At 35.6% G+C, this 22,146-nt stretch carries 28 protein-coding genes; 3 read left to right on the top strand and 25 right to left on the bottom strand.

Going from position 1 to position 22,146, the window contains the following annotated elements; all coding sequences use genetic code 11:
• From E7Z81_RS00325 to E7Z81_RS00265, 13 genes are all read right to left on the bottom strand, one after another.
• Window positions 1-1,083 (bottom strand): hypothetical protein, encoded by a 1,083-nt coding sequence (locus E7Z81_RS00325; protein ID WP_292742752.1) that lies wholly within the window; start codon window positions 1,081-1,083, stop codon window positions 1-3.
• A 14-nt stretch (window positions 1,084-1,097) separates the two neighbouring features.
• Window positions 1,098-1,937, bottom strand: coding sequence for a hypothetical protein (locus E7Z81_RS00320; protein WP_292742750.1), 840 nt, complete (start codon window positions 1,935-1,937; stop codon window positions 1,098-1,100).
• 6 nt (window positions 1,938-1,943) lie between these two features.
• The gene (locus E7Z81_RS00315; protein WP_292742748.1) at window positions 1,944-2,285 is read right to left on the bottom strand and encodes a hypothetical protein; all 342 of its coding nucleotides are present in this window, start codon (window positions 2,283-2,285) and stop codon (window positions 1,944-1,946) included.
• A gap of 88 nt (window positions 2,286-2,373) precedes the next feature.
• Entirely contained in the window at window positions 2,374-3,246 is an 873-nt protein-coding gene (locus E7Z81_RS00310; protein WP_292742746.1) for a hypothetical protein, read from the bottom strand.
• Window positions 3,247-3,274: 28 nt separating this feature from the next.
• A complete protein-coding gene (locus E7Z81_RS00305; RefSeq protein WP_292742744.1) occupies window positions 3,275-3,907 on the bottom strand; it encodes a hypothetical protein in 633 nt (210 codons plus the stop codon).
• Window positions 3,904-4,497 carry a hypothetical protein gene (locus E7Z81_RS00300; protein WP_292742742.1) on the bottom strand — a complete coding sequence of 198 codons (594 nt, stop codon included), beginning with the start codon at window positions 4,495-4,497 and terminating at the stop codon, window positions 3,904-3,906. Before E7Z81_RS00300 ends, E7Z81_RS00305 begins: the two co-directional genes overlap by 4 nt.
• The gene (locus tag E7Z81_RS00295) at window positions 4,494-4,751 is read right to left on the bottom strand and encodes a hypothetical protein (RefSeq protein WP_292742740.1); all 258 of its coding nucleotides are present in this window, start codon (window positions 4,749-4,751) and stop codon (window positions 4,494-4,496) included. Before E7Z81_RS00295 ends, E7Z81_RS00300 begins: the two co-directional genes overlap by 4 nt.
• A gap of 27 nt (window positions 4,752-4,778) precedes the next feature.
• A complete protein-coding gene (locus E7Z81_RS00290) occupies window positions 4,779-5,027 on the bottom strand; it encodes a hypothetical protein (protein WP_292742738.1) in 249 nt (82 codons plus the stop codon).
• Window positions 5,024-5,188, bottom strand: coding sequence for a hypothetical protein (locus E7Z81_RS00285; protein WP_292742736.1), 165 nt, complete (start codon window positions 5,186-5,188; stop codon window positions 5,024-5,026). Before E7Z81_RS00285 ends, E7Z81_RS00290 begins: the two co-directional genes overlap by 4 nt.
• Window positions 5,185-5,376 (bottom strand): hypothetical protein, encoded by a 192-nt coding sequence (locus E7Z81_RS00280; protein ID WP_292742734.1) that lies wholly within the window; start codon window positions 5,374-5,376, stop codon window positions 5,185-5,187. The genes E7Z81_RS00285 and E7Z81_RS00280 overlap by 4 nt, the downstream gene beginning before the upstream one ends.
• Before the next feature lie 64 nt (window positions 5,377-5,440).
• Window positions 5,441-6,211 (bottom strand): hypothetical protein, encoded by a 771-nt coding sequence (locus E7Z81_RS00275; RefSeq protein WP_292742732.1) that lies wholly within the window; start codon window positions 6,209-6,211, stop codon window positions 5,441-5,443.
• Window positions 6,212-7,402 carry a hypothetical protein gene (locus E7Z81_RS00270; RefSeq protein WP_292742730.1) on the bottom strand — a complete coding sequence of 397 codons (1,191 nt, stop codon included), beginning with the start codon at window positions 7,400-7,402 and terminating at the stop codon, window positions 6,212-6,214.
• 611 nt (window positions 7,403-8,013) lie between these two features.
• Window positions 8,014-9,003 (bottom strand): hypothetical protein, encoded by a 990-nt coding sequence (locus E7Z81_RS00265; RefSeq protein WP_292742728.1) that lies wholly within the window; start codon window positions 9,001-9,003, stop codon window positions 8,014-8,016.
• Window positions 9,004-9,150: 147 nt separating this feature from the next.
• Here E7Z81_RS00265 and E7Z81_RS00260 point away from each other — a divergent pair, with 147 nt between their 5' ends.
• Entirely contained in the window at window positions 9,151-9,759 is a 609-nt protein-coding gene (locus E7Z81_RS00260; protein WP_292742726.1) for a DUF3800 domain-containing protein, read from the top strand.
• A gap of 160 nt (window positions 9,760-9,919) precedes the next feature.
• On the opposite strand, the gene E7Z81_RS00255 is transcribed toward E7Z81_RS00260, so the two are convergent.
• The 10 genes from E7Z81_RS00255 to E7Z81_RS00210 form a co-directional block, all read right to left on the bottom strand.
• Window positions 9,920-11,221: a hypothetical protein gene (locus E7Z81_RS00255; RefSeq protein ID WP_292742724.1), complete on the bottom strand. Its 1,302-nt coding sequence runs from the start codon at window positions 11,219-11,221 to the stop codon at window positions 9,920-9,922.
• 81 nt (window positions 11,222-11,302) lie between these two features.
• Window positions 11,303-11,617, bottom strand: coding sequence for a hypothetical protein (locus E7Z81_RS00250; protein WP_292742722.1), 315 nt, complete (start codon window positions 11,615-11,617; stop codon window positions 11,303-11,305).
• Window positions 11,618-11,979: 362 nt separating this feature from the next.
• Window positions 11,980-13,674, bottom strand: coding sequence for a hypothetical protein (locus E7Z81_RS00245; RefSeq protein WP_292742720.1), 1,695 nt, complete (start codon window positions 13,672-13,674; stop codon window positions 11,980-11,982).
• A 12-nt stretch (window positions 13,675-13,686) separates the two neighbouring features.
• The gene (locus E7Z81_RS00240) at window positions 13,687-14,190 is read right to left on the bottom strand and encodes a hypothetical protein (RefSeq protein ID WP_292742718.1); all 504 of its coding nucleotides are present in this window, start codon (window positions 14,188-14,190) and stop codon (window positions 13,687-13,689) included.
• 24 nt (window positions 14,191-14,214) lie between these two features.
• Window positions 14,215-14,769 carry a hypothetical protein gene (locus E7Z81_RS00235; RefSeq protein WP_292742716.1) on the bottom strand — a complete coding sequence of 185 codons (555 nt, stop codon included), beginning with the start codon at window positions 14,767-14,769 and terminating at the stop codon, window positions 14,215-14,217.
• Window positions 14,770-14,783: 14 nt separating this feature from the next.
• Window positions 14,784-14,921 carry a hypothetical protein gene (locus E7Z81_RS00230; RefSeq protein WP_292742714.1) on the bottom strand — a complete coding sequence of 46 codons (138 nt, stop codon included), beginning with the start codon at window positions 14,919-14,921 and terminating at the stop codon, window positions 14,784-14,786.
• A gap of 1 nt (window position 14,922) precedes the next feature.
• Window positions 14,923-15,141 carry a hypothetical protein gene (locus E7Z81_RS00225; protein WP_292742712.1) on the bottom strand — a complete coding sequence of 73 codons (219 nt, stop codon included), beginning with the start codon at window positions 15,139-15,141 and terminating at the stop codon, window positions 14,923-14,925.
• The gene (locus E7Z81_RS00220) at window positions 15,122-15,424 is read right to left on the bottom strand and encodes a hypothetical protein (protein WP_292742710.1); all 303 of its coding nucleotides are present in this window, start codon (window positions 15,422-15,424) and stop codon (window positions 15,122-15,124) included. Before E7Z81_RS00220 ends, E7Z81_RS00225 begins: the two co-directional genes overlap by 20 nt.
• Window positions 15,425-15,438: 14 nt before the next feature.
• On the bottom strand, window positions 15,439-15,573 hold the full coding sequence (locus E7Z81_RS00215) for a hypothetical protein (protein ID WP_292742709.1): 135 nt from the start codon (window positions 15,571-15,573) through the stop codon (window positions 15,439-15,441).
• A gap of 52 nt (window positions 15,574-15,625) precedes the next feature.
• Window positions 15,626-15,784, bottom strand: coding sequence for a hypothetical protein (locus E7Z81_RS00210; RefSeq protein WP_292742707.1), 159 nt, complete (start codon window positions 15,782-15,784; stop codon window positions 15,626-15,628).
• Window positions 15,785-16,935: 1,151 nt separating this feature from the next.
• Between E7Z81_RS00210 and E7Z81_RS00205 the strand changes: the two genes are divergently transcribed.
• Entirely contained in the window at window positions 16,936-17,424 is a 489-nt protein-coding gene (locus tag E7Z81_RS00205) for a hypothetical protein (RefSeq protein WP_292742704.1), read from the top strand.
• 245 nt (window positions 17,425-17,669) lie between these two features.
• On the opposite strand, the gene E7Z81_RS00200 is transcribed toward E7Z81_RS00205, so the two are convergent.
• Window positions 17,670-18,797: a site-specific integrase gene (locus E7Z81_RS00200; RefSeq protein ID WP_292742702.1), complete on the bottom strand. Its 1,128-nt coding sequence runs from the start codon at window positions 18,795-18,797 to the stop codon at window positions 17,670-17,672.
• A gap of 301 nt (window positions 18,798-19,098) precedes the next feature.
• Here E7Z81_RS00200 and E7Z81_RS00195 point away from each other — a divergent pair, with 301 nt between their 5' ends.
• Entirely contained in the window at window positions 19,099-20,229 is a 1,131-nt protein-coding gene (locus E7Z81_RS00195) for an NAD-binding protein (RefSeq protein ID WP_292742700.1), read from the top strand.
• Window positions 20,230-20,231: 2 nt separating this feature from the next.
• Here E7Z81_RS00195 and E7Z81_RS00190 read toward each other — a convergent pair whose 3' ends face one another.
• Window positions 20,232-22,070, bottom strand: coding sequence for a hypothetical protein (locus E7Z81_RS00190; RefSeq protein ID WP_292742698.1), 1,839 nt, complete (start codon window positions 22,068-22,070; stop codon window positions 20,232-20,234).
• Between the last annotated feature and the right edge of the window lie 76 nt (window positions 22,071-22,146).

Here is a 22,146-nt window from a genome sequence, read left to right as displayed (position 1 = left end):
TTAATCACTGCTCCATGGTTCAATTAAACATTCTCTGAATCTGATTTTTCCACCGTAATCATAAATCATGAATGCCGGAAAGACCGTTTCCATATTTGCTATCTCATCCGGAAGTGATGAGCTTTCATATGTATAATAAACAGTATCATTCCAATAATGTGAGATAGTTGCCTTAACATATGAACCGTCATACCATAACTCAAATTTAAATGCACCATTCAATGTTAATTGTCCGCTACTTGTATTTATCTCATTTATTGCATGATTTGTTCCGGAATATTTCAGACCCTTTTTTCCAGGATATGCTCCAAGTTCAAGAATCCTATTGTCACGATAATGATTCAGATTATTGGAATTCAAAAGACAGATTCCACTTGCCCATCCGCTTGATGATGAATACATCGGACTTACAATAGCTGAAAAGTGAATTCCAGTATCTGACAAGTCAACCCCATCAATCAAACTGGTTGGAATCATATAAGCCGCCTGAGGAGACCCGTATGTTTTTGAAACTTCAACTCCATTGGCATAGTCATAGTCACTGTTGAATTCATCAACTTCACTGACTGTAATGCTGGCCGAGGATGGATATTTAACTAAAGTGTATGAATCAGGAGTTACTTCATATTCATCTTCATATCTAAACGACAATACTTCAGTTTCAAGATATACTCCCTGAAAATCATTGACCAATGCCCTGATTGTTAAAACATCACCGGCATTTTCAGGAATGTATGAACAGCTGGCTTCACCATTACTGAACACTGATTTTACATGAATTTCATTTCCACCGTTGACTCTTATGAAAAAGTCTGCAACACTGCCGTCCGGGAGTTCATTGCCGTCATCTGAATCCTTATTGACACTAACACCAACAGGATGTCCGACCACTGCATAATCCTGATATGTTCCACCGGGAGATCCGTTTGTCGGATGGACTAAAAACCAGACTCTTCTTGCCAGCGTGAAAACATCATCATCACTATAATATACAATCCCATGCTGTGTTAACAATTCTCTTAATGAATCTCTTATAATTGTCAGTTTTGTATTTGTATTTATTACATCACTTGCAATTGACATTAACGATTCCTCCTTTATAGTACATTTAATCTGCATGGTGAGGACAGGTATAATCTTGGAACATATGACATTCTTCCAAGGCCGGTCCCATGACTAACATATCCGAACTTAAGCTCAGCACTTTCATAGCCTTGAGGCAAATCGGATAAATCAAACCAGTCATTCCATAAAAAGTCATTATCCTTAAACCAGTACAGTTTCAGATAATCATCATCGTGCATCATGTATAATCTGAATTTCTGATTTGAAGAATCATAGGTTCCATAATCCATTTTTGTTATTATTGGAGTTGTGCTGTTGTTGAATATTGCATATGCAGGACGATATGTTCCTGAATCCAGTGTGATTCCAATGTAAAATCCTGTCATTCCCGAACCTGCCTGCGGTATGCCATAGCTGAAGCCGACACCTGAAAAAGCATTATTGTTGAAAATAGCCATGCCCCTACCATAAACGATTAAATCATATATGTCGGTTGGATTAATGGTTCCTGTGTTGAATAATCCCCATGCTGTTGCTGTGGCATTTGAAGATTTTGTTAGGGACTGGAGGTACCAGTAGTCGCTGTCAGCATATGTTGTCGGATTATATTTGTTCCAGGAGTACACATCACACCCCGTTACTGCAACACGTGTTCCCAGCTGGTCAGTGTCATATGTTGAGCTTCTCTCAATTTTCCAGGCCGGAGGATTAGTGATTCTTTCAATCAGTCTTTTTATTGAATCATTGTTGGAATAGCTGGTGGCCAAGTCATCCAGTTCATTTCTAAGCAATCCTCTTAAATTGGTTAATCTTGCATTTAATTCCTGTTCGTTTGCTAGGATTTCTGAAAGGTCAGGAGCTGTAAAACCCATGGTCAATCAGCTCCCAAGCAATGTCAGATTGGCGCTTTGTGCTGAGGTTATTGTTCCGATCTGACTGCTTATGTTTTGAATGGCTGTGGCCACTGCACTGTTGATAACGGCATTGGTTGTATCTGTTGTATCCAAAGCGGATACAAGATTGACCGGACCTGCAGGACCTGTTGCACCGGTAGCTCCGGTGTCTCCTTTCGGTCCTTTTATTTCGCTGAGATACAGGAATACTTCATCCTCACCGGAACCGAAATAGATAAAGCCGTGTGCAGAATCTTTTATTATTGTTACATTATCACCATCAGAACCTGTATCTCCTTTAATATTTCCTACGTTTACCCATGACATATTATCACCTTGAATTGTTTTATAAAAAAAGGAAGCACCAACATTAACGGCCGGCACTTCCTATAGGGAATCTATGGATTTAGTTTTTTTATTGGAAAACGTAAAGTTCTCCGTCAACAAGGTATGCATCTCCGGTTGTGCCGGTCGGATGTGCTGCAATCAAATCAGCGTAACTGGCATAACTTCCTTTGATGATGGTGCTGTATCCTTGAGGACCCATTTCACCAGTATCCCCAGTATCTCCTTTAGCACCGGTATCTCCAGTGTCCCCTTTGGCACCAGTGTCACCTTTATCCCCTGTGTTACCTGTATCTCCTTTTGCTCCGGTATCGCCTTTGGCACCGGTATCTCCTTTATTACCTGTTACGCCTTGTGGGCCTTGGTCTCCGGTTTCTCCTTTATCACCAGTAGCACCTGTAGCTCCGGTTGCTCCAGTATCTCCTTTGGCACCTGTGTCACCTTTAAGACCTGTTGCACCGGACATGTCAGTTACGAAAGTGAATTCACTTGCTCCTTTCAAGTATAACTTTGCATTGTCCGGATCTTCAACATCTGATTGGATGGCTACAAACATTCCTTCAGGAACATTACTTGCATCGGCTTCCATAGCTGCAACGGATGCATATGTTTTGTAAATGCTGAATGGATCTCCGGTGTCTCCTGTAGCACCGGTTGCTCCGGTATCTCCAGTAGCTCCTTTGTCCCCAGTATCACCTTTTTCACCAGTTGCACCGGTAGCACCAGTATCTCCTTTTTCACCAGTTGCTCCGGTTGCTCCTGTAGCGCCTACGTCTCCAGTATCACCTTTGTCACCTTTATCTCCTTTATCACCAGTCAATCCTGCTAACTGTTCTGGTGTGAAGTCTGTGTATTCAAAAGCTTTACCTGTGTCTCCGGTGTCACCTTTCTCACCGGTATCTCCTTTTGGTCCTTTAATAGTACCCACGCTTGTCCATGCCATATATAAACACCTCTATAAATTTATTTTTTTAATCATTGTGCCAAACGAAGAGTTCACCATCCACCAGGAATGCATCACCCTCATTGGCAGTTGGATGTGCTGCTATAAGTTCTTCGAAAGTATCATAAGACCCCAAGATAACAGTAGCAGCACCTGTATCTCCGGTGTCTCCTTTCTCTCCTTTACCTCCAAGACTTACTTGGAAACAATTGACATAATTGTATTGATCTGAATTTGCAACAGGATGAAATGCCAGAAACTCACCTGCATTATCGACAATGGCTCCGTTTGGAGATAATTTAATCCTATCTCCTGCTTTAACATTAACGATTCCTGAAGCTAGTTTCAAACGGTAAAGTCCTCCTAAGAGAAGTACACTTCCTTTTCTCTCCCCATTTGTCATTACAACAGGTTCATTGACAAGGACCCCTACAGGAACTTCCGTATCGTCACCTGAGTATTTTCTTAAACTTTCTTTTCCTATTGCAGATTTGTCTGAAATACAAAGTATATCGTCTACCATGCACTTATTGGAATACTCATATCCAAGACTACTACCTGATGCAGTTATTACATTATCTACCAATGTTTTAACCCCATCATCCAATAAGAAGGTAGTAATCTCCTTTCTTTCTTCCAATAAAACAATTGTATCACTCATATCATCACGTCAAATATATGATTTCCTTTTACAGTCGGATTGCATTTAATGTTAAAACCATTTTCACTGGCCAGATTGCAGAAATATAAATCTTCAGACAATACTGTATCATTTGGATAGGTGACAAACTTGAAATATGGATATTGAAGTTTGCTAAATACATTAACATTGATTAATGCAACTCCAAGTCCTCCACCCTTGACTTCAATTGGCCTTGGGACTTCATGGATCATTGTCTTTCCTTTGATGCAGTTGTCATCGTTGAAGTCCTTGCCGAAGGTATAGATGATTGTCTGGTCTGTTTTTGTTCTCTTGCGATAATACCATCCAAGTGCAATATCTGATTCACATTCAAGTAACTTGACTAAAGCATCTGAAGGAAGCTGAATGTCTGAATCTACCATCAATACATAGTCATAGTTTCCTGCCATTGCATTTTTGGCTATCTGGTTTCTAGCTTTAGCACAGTCATATCCTGCTACATAATCAAAGTAGAGACTATATCCTTCGGGCCTTGTCAGACCATATATGCTTTTGAAGCATTCGGGTTTGATGGTCTCAAAGGTTGGAACTGCAATCAATATCTTCATTCACTTTCCTCCAGTTTTTTGATTCTTGACTCCAAATCCTCTAAAGTCACCTTGTCTTCACGCTCACATCTATACTCATAAAAGTCGATTAATGCAACAATAATGATGGCTAATGTAAACGGCAATAGTCCTTCAATTAAAGCATACTTTGTTGCGTTGGTCATGATAATGTTGATAGCTACTGCTGTTAAAACAGCACTTGAAATTGTTTTGGTAAAGTTGCAGATGAGTATCTTCTTTTTTATTTTGTTCATGATAACAATATCCTCCAAAGAAGCTTATCATTCTTCAGGATAACCCAAAACCCTTTTAGCTTTCTTTTTAGCGCTCTCAACATCTCCTTGACCTCTTATCCTACTTGCATAATGGCTGGCTATGCCTAACACTATCATAAGGATACAGTAGGGAACTGTATTTTCGGTAATGCCTAATGCCTCTGAGTATAACATGACGACTGGAATAGCTGTGACTAGAAATGAAGTTAAAATGTCAATGTCCTTTCTGTTTTTTTCCAACCATTCGTAAATCATTGTTTTTCCTCCTTTTCTGTGTAAGGTTTGTTTGTATGGCTTAGGATTATGCCATCAACGCAAATCTTTTCTTCGCTTCTGTATACTTCTTCAGCATTCTCTTCAATGTTTATCCAGGATTCGTACTCTTCTAAAGTTTCAAAGTATTTGATGTATTTCATTGTGCCTCCCAAGTAATTGAATAATATAGAATACCATCTTCGATTTTAAATGATATAATGGGTTTGACGGCATAAGGATAACCGGAGTCAACGTATTTGGTGCCGTTCCAGTAAAACCAGTGGCCTGTTGACTGGTCTATGTATGGTCCTTTGTTTTCAAGTGTTCCCACCAGTTTCCTTATTGTCATCTTAAACCTCACTATAATATTATATTTTTTATTATATAATTTATTATATATTTTATTATTTCTTTTATATAAAATATACTTTTTCATCTTCACTGCAGCCTTCCCATTCCATGTACAGCTTGTTGTCTTCCCATACAAATCTGACATTATTGACAATAGCTACGTCCGGAAGCTCGCAATATGTAACGCCGTCATTATCCTTGACATAATTGGCCTGTGCCATGATATTGGATTCCGTTGGTACGATCATGTTGACAACATGGGTTATTTCGTCCTGTTCAAAACTGCAATCGGCAAGATCTATACAGTTCTGTGATTCTGGATACATTTCGATTTCAGACATTTGGCGATAGACCCTGATGTATTCCACATCCTCATTTTCCGTCAGATTAACTATTGATAATAACCTCAAGTCATGTCCTTCAATTGGATTGCATTCGCCGTCCTTGTCAATGTATATTCTGGTGTTCGGCAATATCTCTGCAGGAGCAGGCCTTTTCAGTTTCAATCTGAAGACATCACCCAATACCGCTACAGTAACGAGAGTATATCCAGATGAGCGAACCTGAACTTTAGCCAGAAGATAACCAAAGGCCAGATCGCCTTCATTAGCTTTTCTAACTATTGTATGCTCCATTGTTGATGACTCATCCAGCGTTACCATTTCACCGACACGGCACTGGTTTGCTGAAATCCATGCAGTATGCTCCTCATTAACATACCTCTTTTCGCCCTCATCCAGAAGACATGCAATAACATCCATTTTCTCTTCATGACTTAATCCTGTCGGATGGCCACGATTATGTCCTATTGTTTCATCATAATCGATAATCATCTAAAACACCCAATCCCAATCATGGTTGATTATCTTATCCGGTATGTAAAGGCCTGTATTTTCCAATGACTCGTCATTGGCATCCCACAATAATGTACTGCCTTTATAGGCCTTAGGATACTCATGTTCACCTTTGTATAATCTGATTCCGGTTTTTGTCTGCCTTTGCGTTACGCTTACCTGCGGAATTCCATTGGCTGCAAACAATGGCGATGGAAATATCAAAAGCCACTTCAAGTCAACATAATTATATTCCTCAAATTCATCTGTCAGATACCATTCCGGAGAAATGGAAACCTCATTGTAATCATTTTGATAAATTTTGGTTGGATTGTCTCTCATGAATCCTTCCAAGTAATCTGAAGTGTTTGATGTTCCCGTTCCTGCACGGCCGTGAATATGATACTTTTTCCAGTTTCCCTCGTCATCGCTTCCTGATGAATATGCATCAAATGAACTGGCCATAAGCAATGTTTCAGCACCAGTGAACATGCAGTAGGATTTACTGCCTCCGAAGTTTATGCTTGTTGATTTCAAATCCTCCTGGTAAATCGTGAGATTAAAGTCTGACTGCATCATGACACATCCGGTTGTTGTTCCATGATATGTTGCATTATCATTAACGCTGACATTACCGTTTATCCTTTTAAATCTTGCAACGGTGACACGATTATTTGCTAATGATTGACCTGAAGCGCTGGTTGTGATTAATCCGGTTGGAGAGCTTCCGTCAATGCTTGGAACAAATCTAACTCTTAAAAATTTCCCACCGTCTGTTGAGTCATTGTTTGATGATAATCCTGAGTAGTTCATGAAAAATTGTGAGTATGTATCAGAGTTTGCATCAAACATTAACACATCTCCTCCAATTGTTAAAGTGCTTGAAAATGTTGTTGATTTGTCATGAACATCCAGCAATAGCTTTGTGGTTTGAGAGATCTTACCTGTTGGAATTCTAACTAGAATGGCTGAGCTTTGAGATTCATAAGCTGGAATGTATAGAAGTTTGCATTCCGTTTTGTCTTTGGTTTTGATTTTAAGATTTTTCAAGTCATTTCTGAAAAGATTGACATATGGGCTGTCAGATAGATTATCCAAAAAGAGGTAATCATAGCCGGATGAATAGCTTCCGCTTCTCTGGTTGTAATTACTCATTACAATATTGATTTGTAGTTCTTCCTGCAATGTCATAATCAATATTTTATTATTTATTTTATATAAATAATATAATAAAAATAGTAATAAAAAATTAGTTACATTAACGGAAAAACTATCAATAGGATTACCTTTGAAAAAATAGTTTACATCAACAAACAGACATCAATACCGCAGGCATTAATGCAAAAAACAATTCATGAAATATGACCTTAAGTATGTTTCATTCTTTGAGCCCGCATGAGCCAGTCAAATCACAGGGGCACGCAAATAGTAAACAACAGCCATGATAATACCATTTACAAAACATTTATTCATTCCTCTAATATTATTTATTACTTTAATGTTTAATAATATTACTGATTTGTTTTTGCTATTTTCCAGTAAAGGCCAATCAAGAAAAATAAGCTGTCCATCTATGATGGACAGGTTGCGACGAATGAAATGAGTCGCAATAGCCATATGAAGAAATGATTAATCATGTCAGATTTAAGAACCGACCGTTTACCGGTCGGTTCGAGGGTTAAGTTTTGTAAATTTAAAAAGGGAAAGTGAAAACACATGAAAACACTTTCCCAAAATATAAATAACGAGCGATTCAATGAAAGTATAGCTCCGGTGGAAAAGTTAGAAAAACACCATCATAGCTATATTCTAGTTCGGTTGAATCCCATGTCCTTTAGAATCTTGTTATATTCTTCACGGGTTGTAAATGACGGAGCGTTTTCATCTCCTGTTTTTCCAGTTGATCCAATTTCACCTATTTCACCTGAGTTTTGAGGGTTGCGTCCTCCAGGAACTGAAATGTCATTTGTAGCTTCAATCTTTATTCTTCTCTCAGCCAATTTTTCCATCAGCTCCATATCAACATCACCTGTGAGTAGCTTATCGATTATTTCCTTGTCCTGTGCGTTTTCATTGTAGTTGAAGTTGTACTTGGCTTCGTACTCTTTTATTTTCCTTTCATTTTCATGTTTTCTAAGTTCAGACAATTCCTTTAGGATATCTTCCTTATTGTTTATGAATTCCTTGTTTTCCTCTATAGACTTTTTAATCTTGTCATACTTTTTGGATTCCTTTTTCAGGTTGTCAATTTCATCCTGCAGTTTTCCGATTTCAGCATCTTTGCCCTGAAGTTTTTCCAAAAGCAGATTAGTGGCCACATTAGCGTCCTGGTTTTGCGGTTCAGGAGGTTGTGGTGCAGGTTCTGGATTTCCAGTTTCTCCGATTTCTCCTGTCTCTCCGGTTGCACCAGTCTCGCCGGTTATTTCAGAATTCAACAAAGTTATCTTTCTCGGGTTTTTGGTTACGCCAACATCTATCAAGCTCATAGTATCAATTCCAAATGAATCTCCATTGTCTTTCAGCAAAACATCAACTTTTGGTGACAGCCCTTTTCCTTTCATGTCAAGTTCATCCGGAAGGTCTATGAATAGCTTTCCCTTATCCTCTTCGAATACGATGTTGTTTCCGATGCCGATATAAACCCTATCGTGCTCTGATGTTAAAGGAATTCCGCCACGGTAGTTTTCAGCTATTAGCTTTAGATCTTCAGCAGTCCATTCAACAGGTTTGGTCAGACGTTTATCCAAATCGGAGTAGTCATATGATCCGACTTCAAAAAGTTCATGTTTCATGATTATCACTTTATTATATTATTTATTATATATTTTATTATTTATTTTATATAAATATTTATATTCTATTTGTCATTAAAAAGATTAATTAATGATAAAAAATAGATTAATAATGCGTTGTTAAATAATTATAATCGGGTTTTAAGCATGTCTTATATTTATATTGATGAAAGCGGAGATTTGGGAACTAAACAAAGCAGTTCAAAGCATTTTATTATGGCTGCCATCAAAGTTGAGGATTCAAAGAAGCTGGATAAGACAATCAAGAAAAGCCGAAGAGAATCTAAAAAGAAAATGTTAAGTTCAGCTGAAATCAAAGGCGGAAACTTACCTTATGAATTAAAAATCAAAATCCTCAAAAAGTTGAAAAACCTGGACTATGAAGCTTTCATAATAGTTTTTGACAAATCAAACAGATATAAAATAGGTTATGAATATGACAACAAAGAGACATATGACATTTTAGCTTCAAAACTGGCTGAATTAATCAATATCGATAAACCCACTTTCATATTCATTGACAAGTCAAAAAACAAACAGAAAGAAATTGACAATTTCAATGAACTCTTTTTAAACAGTTTAAATAATATTCAAAAGCAACCTATTGTAATCGAGCATGCGGATTCAATGCACTATAAAGGTTTGCAAATGGCGGATTTGATTTCATGGTCTGCATTCCAGAATTTTGAAAATGAAAATCATGAATTCATTGATCTAATAAAAAATAAAGTAATTAAGTTTGTATATGAAAATTAGAATTGATTTATATGAATGATAGAAGAACCCGTATACCACCTAATTCGCCCCTCGTCGAGACAAGGATATACAGGCTGAACCTCAAATGAAGTTTTTACCTCCTATAAAATTCAATTTATAATTATGTATGATATTGCATATAAATATTTTGCAAAAAACATTATACTTCAACACCGCTTTCAGATGAAATTCTCTCACCGACAGGCTGTTCCTCTTCAAAGTTAGACAAGTAGTTCTTATAGATTTCATCACCTTCAGAGGAGAGTTCCATAATGTATCGGAGCACATCATCTCTTGAATAGCTGAAATATATATTCAATGTTTCGTCAATACCCATAAGTTCCAGCTGCATATTCAATAGTTGATTGCAATATTTTAACACCCATTTCTGGTCATTGGCAACATTAACGATAAATCCTGTAATGGCAGAATCGTTAATGTATTCGGCAACGTTCTGGTTAGACCGTTCGTTACCTGCCTGTGATTGTGGAGTAACGAAAGTCCTTAAGATATTATTCCTGAAGATTTCAGTCTGTCTTGTATAGTCGGACTGGTAGTTGTTACCACCTAAGATTTTACTTTCAATTCCAGGAGGCACAATAGCTACATTCGAATCGGCAGTTGTTCCATAATCTGCATAAAGATTCTCTTTAGCGGTTGATGACAGTTCGGTTATTATAGGCTGGCCGTTAGCGTCAAGAGACGGCTTTACTTCAATGATGTTGTCCTTGTTGATTCTTTCAACCTGGTTTCTCTCCAGATTGCATTTATGGTAAATGTCATCAAGGCAATTTAAGATGATGCTTTGGGCTTCACCGTAAATTTCATTGTACATGAAGTTAATGACCTCATCAGCATCATATTTGACCGTTAATGTCCCTTCCTCAACACTGACATAGTTGTTAAAGTCTTCGGGAGAACCATTGACTATATCTTTCGGCATCTCATGAAGGTACAGCTGGACTTCATTATCGTCATTGAATTCCTTTTTCAGTCCGTAACCGTGCGCACCAATTTCAAGAAATATTGGCTTGATGTATTTGCCAATACTTTTATCCCAGCGCTGCACAGGTTTGATTAGTCCTTCACCGTCAACCATCCCACCCTGCAGGATTTCCTTAGCCACTTGTCTAATATCAATTTTTCTGGCCCAAAGAATTAATGTTAATTTTTGCTCCTGAGACAGCTTGTTTTCCTTATCCACAAGAACAATATTGACATTGGCCTTATCAATTCTGTTTTTCAAAATTCCTGAAGTATAACCGTCAAGCTTAACAGCATAACGTGCATTGGTTATTGTTTTATTTATCACTGGCGGAAGTGCATCGACAAGATCAAGACCTGTGTTGATTCCATCGACTCTAGGCTGTCTTTCACTTTCACCCCAATAGCTGCGCTTGGTGTTGTACTGCTCCACACGATTATTCAATAATCTGGTTCTAATATAATCAGTAATTCCCATGACATATCATTTCCAATTATAATTTTTTATTATATTGTTTATTATATTTTTTATATAAAATTAGTAATAAATTTATTTGTTTTAATCTCTCAATAATTTTCTTCTACCCTGCCATATCAATTGGCGCTGCCTTTTTCTCAACTCCTTATACTCCCAATACATCTGTGATGTGACGTATCCATGCAGCTTTCTAAACTCATCTATCCGGACAATCCCTGATTGTACAATGGCTGATTCGCATTCATGCCAACAGTACCATGGATGATGGCAGGGAATATCATGTTCTGAAGCCAATCCTGTTTTGCAGTTGTTACAGTAATCCACAAACCATAATTCTTCCTCTCTTTCTCGTTTTTCTTTTTTAGCTTCGATTATCTGCTGCTTAATAGATTTCATAACAATCAATTTTTATAAAAACCATAAAAACCATAAAAACTATTGTAAACTTTTTTGATGGTTTTTTTAAAAACTCCTTAAAATCCGTTAAATCAAATAATAACAATCCATAAGAAGTTTCACGAAAATGATTTTTTAAAAAACCAAATTTTGCCGGAGTATACGGGACAACTTGTTAAACCTGCTCCCGCTCATACCCCGACCTTAAGTTTTTTTGTGTAAACCACCCCCCCAAAACAAAAGCAAAATCCTCCAATTTATCTAAAAACGATTATAAACAATTTTTAAAAAAAACTTTTACAAAAGTTTTTATAAGTTTACATGGTTTTTTTAGTTTTTTGGTTTTCATGGTTTTTCAGTTTTTATGGTTTTTTGCCAATCCATATTGGCTTTCTTATATCTGAATCAAAGTTCATTATACTTAACCCCTCAACAAATTTATCTTCCTTCATAATGTCTACAACCCACTGCCCAATCTCATAGCAGATATCATCATATACTGAATCGTCCATGTGCTTTAAATCATAGCTGATTGATTCCACTTCACTTTTTGCAAGATCATATACATTGGATCTTCCTGACCTGTCAGTAATCTGTAGAAATCCCTTGTCAGCCAGTTCATACATATATTTCCTTGCTGATGCCTTGCTCAATCCGAGGCTTTGAAGTGTGAAGTAATCATTGGTTGTAATGCCCATGTTCAGCACTTCCCTGTCCTTGCTTACCTTCCAATCATCAATATTGTTTCTGATATCGTTTAGAACTTCAACAGCTTTTGGTGCAAGGTTTGCAGATATGCTTTCCTTGTATGGTCTTAAAAGACTCATGAACAATTGCACATCAGCAATATTTGTGAGCACCACCTTTTTACCGTCAACATCATAGACTTTATGATTATAATAGTTCAGGGCAGTTATTGTTTTAAGTAACCCATTGAACTTGTCAAAATCCCTTTTGTAAAAAGAAGAATTCTTTAAAAAGTCTATGACAAAATGAACATACGGATTAATCACTACAGTATTTTCAAATACCTCCTTTAGATGCAATAGCATGTATGGCACCAGTTCAGCTTCCTTTTCGTATTGCTTTAAAATCCTGTAGCTTTTGCCGTGCTTGAATTCCAGTGCACTTTTTCTTCTGTTGAAGATTTTCTGATTGTCCATTCTAGGTGTGATGAAAATGCTTCTGCTCATTTCCTGATCATCAAAATAATGATTAGGTACGGTAGTATATGTCAGGCATGGCTTGCCTTCAAGTTCCAGGTCTTTTACATCCCATCCGCCTTCACCGTCCGGAATGTTTAATGGCTTGTTTAGAAAGCCGTCAGACTGAAGTTCCTTCATGAGGTTTTTGGACTCCTCCATGAATTCATGGTCATTGCTTCCTCCCATATCGCCATAGTTGACAATCATCCCGTCATAGAAATATCTGTCCTTTTTTGCACGGTTGAAGAGTGCAGCCTCGGTAATCTTTTTTTCATTGACAACAAACCTTTTGGGAATCAGTCTTAATGCTGTTTCCTGAATATGTGATTTGCCGCTGCTTGCCTCGCCAAGACATATTACAGAAACAGGATTTTTGAGGATAACTTGTCCTGCATATACGGTAAATGCATACATTATGTTGTTGCGCTCACCTGCAGTAAACCATTCAACAAGACTTCCGATATAAACTAAAGGACAGCTTAGAGATTGCAATTTGGTGATAGCTTCCTTTAATTTATTGGAATCCTTTTCCTGCTCGGCCTGTTTCTTGTCAGCTATTTCCTGCTCGATAACAGATAGCTCATTTTCATAGTGAAGCTGCAGCAATTGCTTAAGTTCTGAAAACTGGTTGTTGACCTGTCTCGGTTTCAACTCGCCGTTAGGATTTATAATCTGTTTGAACTGTCTTGCGACATTGCTTTGGGAAGATAATGTAGCGGGAGATTTATTTAGATATTCTCCGATTTTATTACCATACCTGTTTTTAAATACATATGTGACCTTATCAACATTGTCCCTGTTGATAATGAGAGTTATTGTATCCTTTGTAGGTAATTCAGCTACATTACTCATTCATACACCCGCTTATTTTACCTGAACGTCACGTACGATGAAACTGTAATAGATATAGCTTCCGGACTTTTCTTTGACCTGTATTGTCATTTCACCTAAGTTGTTTACGAATTCCCTGTATTCAGCGAGGTTGACGTTTCTTAAGATATTGGATCTGCCAACACTTCCTGTATTTTCCAATTCTAAGATAGAGGTTATGAAGTCAAAGAGTACACTTCCTTTTCTGATGTTTTTGTGAAGGTCACCATCGTTTTTGAGGTTAACGTTTATTTCAACGTATATTTTTTCATCATCTTTGAAAATGAATAATTTAAAACGGTTGACGGTTTTTTCCTCACCGTCATCATCGAAAGTATAGGATGTTACTGAAGACATTTCAGGCCTGCCAGTTATTAAAGTTCCATCTTCAAAGTCCCTTAGTTCGGCTTTTTCATATCCTTCCGGGATTTCCACGATTTCTTCAAAGTCCAATTCTGTACCTGTAAATATTGTTTGTCTGGTATTTTCAAAACTCATTTTATTTGTCTCCTAAAAAATTATTTAAGAGGAGTTATCCTCTTTTAAAAATTTTGATTGACTTACAATCTTTTCTGCTGACATCTCTTCTGCTGACACTTCACCTGCTCCAATCAGTTCAGCTATTGCACGATTGGTTGCACGTGTCTTTGCAGTTGACATTATTGTGTGGTCAGACACTTTGTCTTTACCTTTTTCAGACCTTGAGCATAATGCATCAGATTCTACGCTGCGACCATTAGGCAATGTTGCACGCACGCAGTAGTATGCTTCTCTGATTCTGCCCATTTTTGTCCTTTCAAGGTCACGGTCAACAATTTCAGTATCAACATTGAATGCTCTTGAGAGCTTCTGCCATGCTGACTTTTTCTTGAAGTGTCTTTTCACTTTAACGTAGTTTCCGTCTTCATCTTTTTCTTTAACAATTATTTCCTGATAGTCACTGTCATTCAATAATCCTTTGCAGAGTTTTTGATAAGCGTCCCACTGTTCAATAGCTACATCAACGTCCGGGACATTATCAACAGCAGTGACTATTTCAGTCTCTTGTGGATTTTCTATCAGTTCTGCTTTTACCATTATTATCACCTTTTTTATAATACTCCGAAGCTTGCGGTTGTGATTCCAAACCATCCGATAGCTATGGCAAATATAATGCTTCCAATCCAAATCATTTTTGGATTTGGCCTCATCGGTTCTTCTTTTGGATATAATCTTGCTGGTTTGGACATTTTAACTCAACTCACGCCTGATGCATATTTCAACAATTAAATCCAAGTTAATTATTGAAGTCCATCCGTTTTTTCTATGGATGGATATTCTGTTATCATTCAGGAAAGCAATGTCATCTGATTTGGTAACTGGAAAGTAGTGATCTTTATTTGCAGATACAAATGCGACAAAGAAACCGTCTCTGAGGTTTTGCTGCATTTCAAGGATTGCATTTTCCATATTTACCCTCTCTTTTGTTTTTCCTGAATCCGACAATGAAAGGTTCCCCTCTTATGAATTTGATAAATCCAATATCACCCTCTGTTGCATATTGGATTAATGACAATAGTTTGGCATGTATTGCTGCCTGGTATGCGTGTTTACCTCCGTCCATCAATACTATGCCGTCATCGTCAATGTAGAGGATTTCCTGTTCCATATCTCCTTTGGCAATTTTGACCTCACCGCTATGGGTTAAGATGCCGTGGAAATTGTCTTCGAATTGATTGATTGAGGTTGCCATTATTTTTCAGCCTCCTATCTTTCAAATTGTGAACAGCTATTTATGTCAATGCCCAATTGGTCAATTCTATCAAAAATATTCCACATTTTTTCCCACATTTCTTTTGGGACCACAACGTGGATTTTACCGTCAATTTCTTGTTCCATCATATTTTAAAGACTCCTGTCATGATATTAAATTTAAATTCTACACTTCTGGTATTTAGTCCAGTTTCATTATCTTGATTCTGTATGACTCGAAGAATTCCCTTTCATTGCGGATGTTTTCTGTTTCCTGAATTTCGGCAATGCATTCTTCAAGTGCCCTGAAGTTATTGAAGATAATTATTTCATTTGGCCGCTGTTTTATTACTTCACACATGATCTTTTGTCTCCTATTTTTCCCGTAATCATGAACGGGTTTAATAATCAACAGTCTGAAAACTTGTTATGGGCCAGAAGTCTTTGAAAATAAAAATAGTATGTTGTAAAATCAATTTTCCATTCTTTACCGAATATTTAGAATAATATAAGTTGGCTCTGGTTTAATATGTATAAATATTTATATATTGCTTAAAATAAACTAGATATTGGGTTAAGTTTTGAAAAGTATTAATTTTTAACTATGTTTTTGTGGACATGTCTAATTATTTTTATTTTTCTTACTGACCCATTACAGGATTATATTAAAAATATTTTATAGTTCGTTATCCAAAATAAAATTATTTTTTTATAATCCTTTTATTATGATCTTTTTTTCTCACTGCTTTTTTGATATTTTACCTCCAGATATTTATTTACAGACATTACCAAGGAAAAGTTGTACGAGTGTGAAGTATTGCCCCCACTTCGTAAAATTGCTTTCAGTCAGTAATGACTATTTTAAGGTCTATAATTTTGTGTATATAAACATTTTGTTTGGCATATTTTTAGAAACTGTTTAAATATAACATTGTAATACTTGACTTTAAGCATAGTGTTTTTGAGAATTTGTATAAACAATTCAATATTAAAATTCGACGGGAAAAGTGAAATGTATAAAATCAAAAATTCGAAAACCCAAAAAATCATGGCCATAAAATTTCATCTCAAATCAAAATAATGAAAATATAAATTCAGATGCAGAACACTATTTAAGTTTTTTTAAAGACTCACCATAGCTATTATTATTTCATAATCATTTAAATATTTCAACAATACAGCTATCCATCTAACATCATGAATAATTACAATAGCAGTGCAGTAATATCTTAAACGATAAAATTCACTCAATTGATAAATCAGACATTAACGACTGCAATTTCCAATTTAAAACTTACTTTTCCATATGCAATTCAAAACAATATTATGGATTCAATAACACCAACGTTAATGTCAATGCAGTCAATTAAACAAAAATAAAAGCATCTCGTTTAATTTATCCCATGTGAAATTATTGAAATAATACTTACCAAATGCTCTCTCATTCACTATAAATACGCTCGTTAAAAAAAATAATAATCACCACTCATGAAAACAGGGAGAAGTAAAAAAATGATTAGGAAAAACGACCGAAATTTATTGCAATGGATTTGTGAAAATGTAGTTGACTTCGAAGATGAGAATGATGAATCCGGATTAACCTGGAACAGCACACATGAAGACGCCTTGAAGTTCATGGGAAGCATTCCTCCAAAAGAAAAAGCTCAAAAGTATGGAATATATTCCTGCAGAATGTATTTTATTGAAATAACTGAATTTGATGACATCAAAGAAGGTTTGGAAAAAGGATTCATATCAAGGCACATGAGTCTTGTAATCTATCGCTGGAACAAATCTGTCGGACGTAAAAACTGGGACATGTCAGATGTTGATCAGGTATTGCATCCTGAAATCGGCAGCATTAGAAGTAATAATTTTATTTACAATAACATAAAACATCTGCTTGACATGGGAGTCATGGAATGCATCAACCCCGAAGTTAAAACCGGCAAAATATTTAGATTAACCGAAAAAGGCGAAAGAATACTTGAATCATCATAGCTTACCTGTTACCAACCAACATTAACACCCGCCATCAGCTATCCAAAACCAACAATCCAGAACCAGTTCATATACTGCAATTTAAAACAAGACATTATTTTCAAAATCACGGCAGTTAATGTAAAAACCAGTTGATTAAAATAAAAGAAAAAAAGTAGCTATTAGTTATATCAACATTAAAATTAAAATAAATGAATGTTTGGTAGGAGCATCTCACAAGTAAGATGCCACCACATTCATCATTCTTATTTTCCAACTTTTGCTTTGAGACCTTCCAGTTCTCTTTTCATTTCTCTAACATCATCCATCTCTTTTCTAATGTCAACAAGTTCGGATTCAAGCTTATTCTTTTCATTCTCCATTTGCATAAATTCAGGAGATTTGATAGACAGCTTTTCAACTTCCTTACTTATAGTTACAGCATGGAGATGCTTGATGTATTCATATTTCAAATCTTCAGGATTTGTCATGAAATAAGACTGATCGGTTTTGTTTTTAGCCTTTCCCTGCAAGTCATTGACATCATCCAGACTCATGCCGTCATTGTAAAGTGCAGATGCATGGAACTTACGGAGCATATGACTTCTCAGCCTGTTGAAATATCCTACTTTGCCAAAACCCAATCCGTCATTGATAGCAACAAACATTTCTGAAAGATATGTTGTATTTATCTTAAAAAGAGGTCTGTCATTAGTTAAAGGATCATTCCTGCTTAACAGATATGAATTTATCGCATTGACAGCTTCAGGACTGCAGTAGGTAGTGTAATGCTTATCAGTTTTTTGTCTTCTGATATTGAATGTAGGAACTACATTTTCTGCATCGCCCAAATCCTCAATTATTTCATAGATATCTTTCTTATCTGTATAGTCGCTTAAGGCCTTAATATACTCTCCGATTGTTAAATTAAGCACTTCTCTTTTAGCACAACCACTGGAAACCATAAAGCAAATGATAGCTGACATTAAAGGACTGGCAACACTTAGTGCTTTCCTTAACAGTTCTTTGTCCGGCAAATCACTGAATCTTATAGGTTCTGAAGTAGTGACATTCTTTTTGTTGACTGGAGGCAATGGGAACAGTTCAATCTCAAAATATTTGTATATTGTTAAAATAGGTCTTAAAAGAGTGTTGACTGTATTCAATGCATAGTTTTCCAACAAGTGTTGTCTGAATGTTAACAATCTTCTTTTTAATTTTCTTTTTTTCCATTTGATGCCTGCATCTTCTTCAGCTTCTGCTTCTTTCAACAGTTCTTCCAAAGACATTGAACAAAAAGTAGTGTATTTGTTTACAGCATCCTTGTATACTTCTCGTGTCCTTTTCGCATGATTTCTCATCATGTGTATTTCATCTAAAAGTTCGTTATCCATACTATCACTTTCTACTAAAATATATAATATATTTTCATAGAGAGCATTTGATAAGTATTATTTACAAGAAGTGTAAGATATTTTCAATACCTCCATATCGATAGGATTCATAATATCCCACACATTTATAGTGTCGGATATTTTCGATTACTGCATGTCAGTCGGATGCATAATATCCCACACTTTTTAAGTGTCGGATATTTTTTGTAACTCCATATCAATTGGGTCCAAAAAATCACCTTTAAGTTAAAATATAACAATTTAATATACATATAATTATCTTAATTAAAGGAAAAATCATATGCGAAAAACTACATTAAAACTTTTAAAAACATTGCTTACAAAAATTGTGACCAGTGGATTAATACTAATCATAGCGTTATTTATTTACGGAATTGTCGGGTCTTATTTTATCATGGGGTTAAATCCCATCGATTCCATTTACTATTCCATAATTACTATGGCAACAGTAGGATATGGAGATTACATTCCAACAACAGGAATCCAAAAAATATTTGCAACAACCTTAGCCCTTGGAGGTGTTGCCCTACTTGCTTATGTATTTAATATAATTTTAACCAATGTTCAGGAAAGAATGAGCGAATACTCAAAAGGAGCGCGAAAAATGAAAAAAATTGAAAACATGGATGATTATTATATTCTTTGCGGTTTTGGAAGAGTTGGAAAAGTGGTTTTTGAAGAACTTTCCAAAAGAAATCAGAACGTCATCATCTATGAAAAAAACGAAGAAATATGTGAAGATATTGAAGAAAATGAATCTGTAGTGGTTCTTAACAAAGATGCAACTCAAAGCGAATTAATATCACAGTTAGCCGGTGAAAAATGCAGAAGTGTTATCATAAGTACTGGAGATGATGTTGCCAACCTATTCATTGTTTTAGCCATAAGGGAAAGCAATCCTGATGCATGGATTGTTTCAAGAGCAAGCAAAGAAGAAAATTATTCAAGACTAAGAAAAGCAGGGGCGGATAAAATCGTATCTCCTGAGCTGATAGGTGGAAAAGATCTCTACCTCGAATCAACAAGACCACATATATTAAAGATAACTATAAGACATGGCGTCGATGAAATATACGATGAATTTAAAATCATCAGCAAACACGGATGCACACTGGAAAATATACAATACCACTTACCGGGAATTGAAACACCATTAACCCGTAAAATAAACACTATGAACATTGAAGACGGCAAACAATTCTGGAATCACCTTGACAAGAATCCCGACCAAAAAGATGCCATTGAAAATTTATATAAAATCGTTTCCAATGTCCATTCACATATAATCTCCGGACCTGACCGTGCAACCTTTCAAAAATTGGTGGATGAGTTAGAAAAAAAATTTGAAATAATTGGAATAAATCTGACAAAAAAAGAAATCGTCAAACTGACAAAGAAAAATATAAAGTAAAATTATCTTACGACAATTTTACTTTTAGCAGTTATGTAATATTTACTGTTGGCCTGAGATATGACAACATCATAATTTCCGACCATCAATTGTTTAGTATTCAAACTAGCCACACCATTTTTATTAGTTTTAACAGTATACCATTTAGTTAAATTTTTATTAGAAACTTTAATCTTAATTTTACTATAAGAAATAACCTTATTGGTATTTTTATTTTTTACAGTAACTTTAAAGTATTTAGTTTGGTTAAACGGATTTGTAACGTTTGGTGCTTTAACTGTTGTTGGAATCTTAACAAGACTATCGATATTTCCAAAGCTATGTGATCCCATATATTTCATGCTAGGAACTTTAGGTATTTTACTGCTACTGAAAAATTTGTCCTTAAATCTTACATTATCCACACGCCATCCGGAAGATACTCCAACATATCTGCCGTTATCGTTTGCGACATAAGCCTTGATTGAAGAAGTGGTTTTGAAGTTTTTATCTGTTGTGGCTTTCCAGTGAAGCGCAACAATTTGTCTTCTGTTAACACCATATTTATCTGTAGCACCTACTTTGATTGCAGCTTTAGCGGGATTTGTACTGTATTTTTTATAGGTACTGTGACGATAGTACTCTTTAAAGTTAGGAGAACAGCTGAATTCACCAGGTTTTAATTTACCAGTTATGATTTTGTTTTTCCATACAACTGCATATTGACCATTTGGAGCCTTGATTGAAAAATGTCCGAAATTAATACTTCTTTTATATCTGTAAATTTTTTTAAGTGAAGACATTTTAATTTTGTTGGATTTAACCATGTCCACAGCCAATTTTTCCATGGAATTGATAAAATCATGTGAATCAAGACCACCATTACCAACTATCCAACCGTTTGCAAATACAATCAAATGAACAAAACCGTTAGCATTAGTATGTTTTATTACTGGTATTCCACCTAATTTATATTCTTTAACAGTGATAGTGGTCATTGCAGTATTGTCTCTTCTAAAACCGGCAACTGATTCAGTTCCACTTACCTGCAGGAAAAATGAACAGCAGTCTTCACCTGCAGAAGATTTCACTTTCATTGTTACTTTATTTTTAGAATCCTTATAAGAGATGTATTTCTTATTTTTAGAATCCTTAATATGTGTGGAAATTTTATAAGTACCAACCTTTAAATTCTTGTTTAAAGTTGCTATACCCTTACTATCAGTTGTTGCATAATAATATGAGTATTTTTTTGTTTTTAAAGAATATACTTTAAATGCAATCCTAATTCCAGATACTACTTTACCAGTTAACTTATTATAAACTTTAACCTTGAAAAATGAATTAGAATTAGAATAAGTGTTAAAATTGTTCATTTTAATAGCTAACGGAGCCTTTTTGATTTTAACAACGGAACTTGATTCACTTGCAGTGAAATTTTCATCGCCTTCGAATTTGACAAGCACATTATAAGTACTTGGCTTTAAGTTCAAAGCTAATGTAATTTTACCTGAACCGTCTGTTATTTTATTGTATATCTTGCCATTTAATGAAACAGAAACCTGTTTATTATTTATTGGAGCTCCATTTGCATCTTTTAGATAGCTTACCAGATTTGTTTTTTCTTTATAATACGAATCAACATTATTTGTTATAATTTGAGTATCTGCTGCTGAAACATTTTCATCTGCGGCGCTTAAATCATCCTCAATGTTGACAGTATCATCGGCAACATTATCAGATAAAATTATCTCATCAGGAGTTGTCTGTGTTGTATTATCCTGAGCAGAAACCATACCCAAACTAATAAATAAAATTAAAAGTATTAACACAATATTAAAACTTTTAAAAGATAATTTCATAGTTACACCAATTTCCCTAAAATTTTTTTTAATTTATATGTCCTGTACAAGCAAATACAAATTTGCATCTATAAAT

This window comes from Methanobrevibacter sp. (assembly GCF_015062935.1).
Lineage (GTDB): Archaea > Methanobacteriota > Methanobacteria > Methanobacteriales > Methanobacteriaceae > Methanocatella.
The sequence above is the reverse complement of the archived record's forward strand: the minus strand, read 5'-3'. Positions and strand labels throughout refer to the sequence as shown.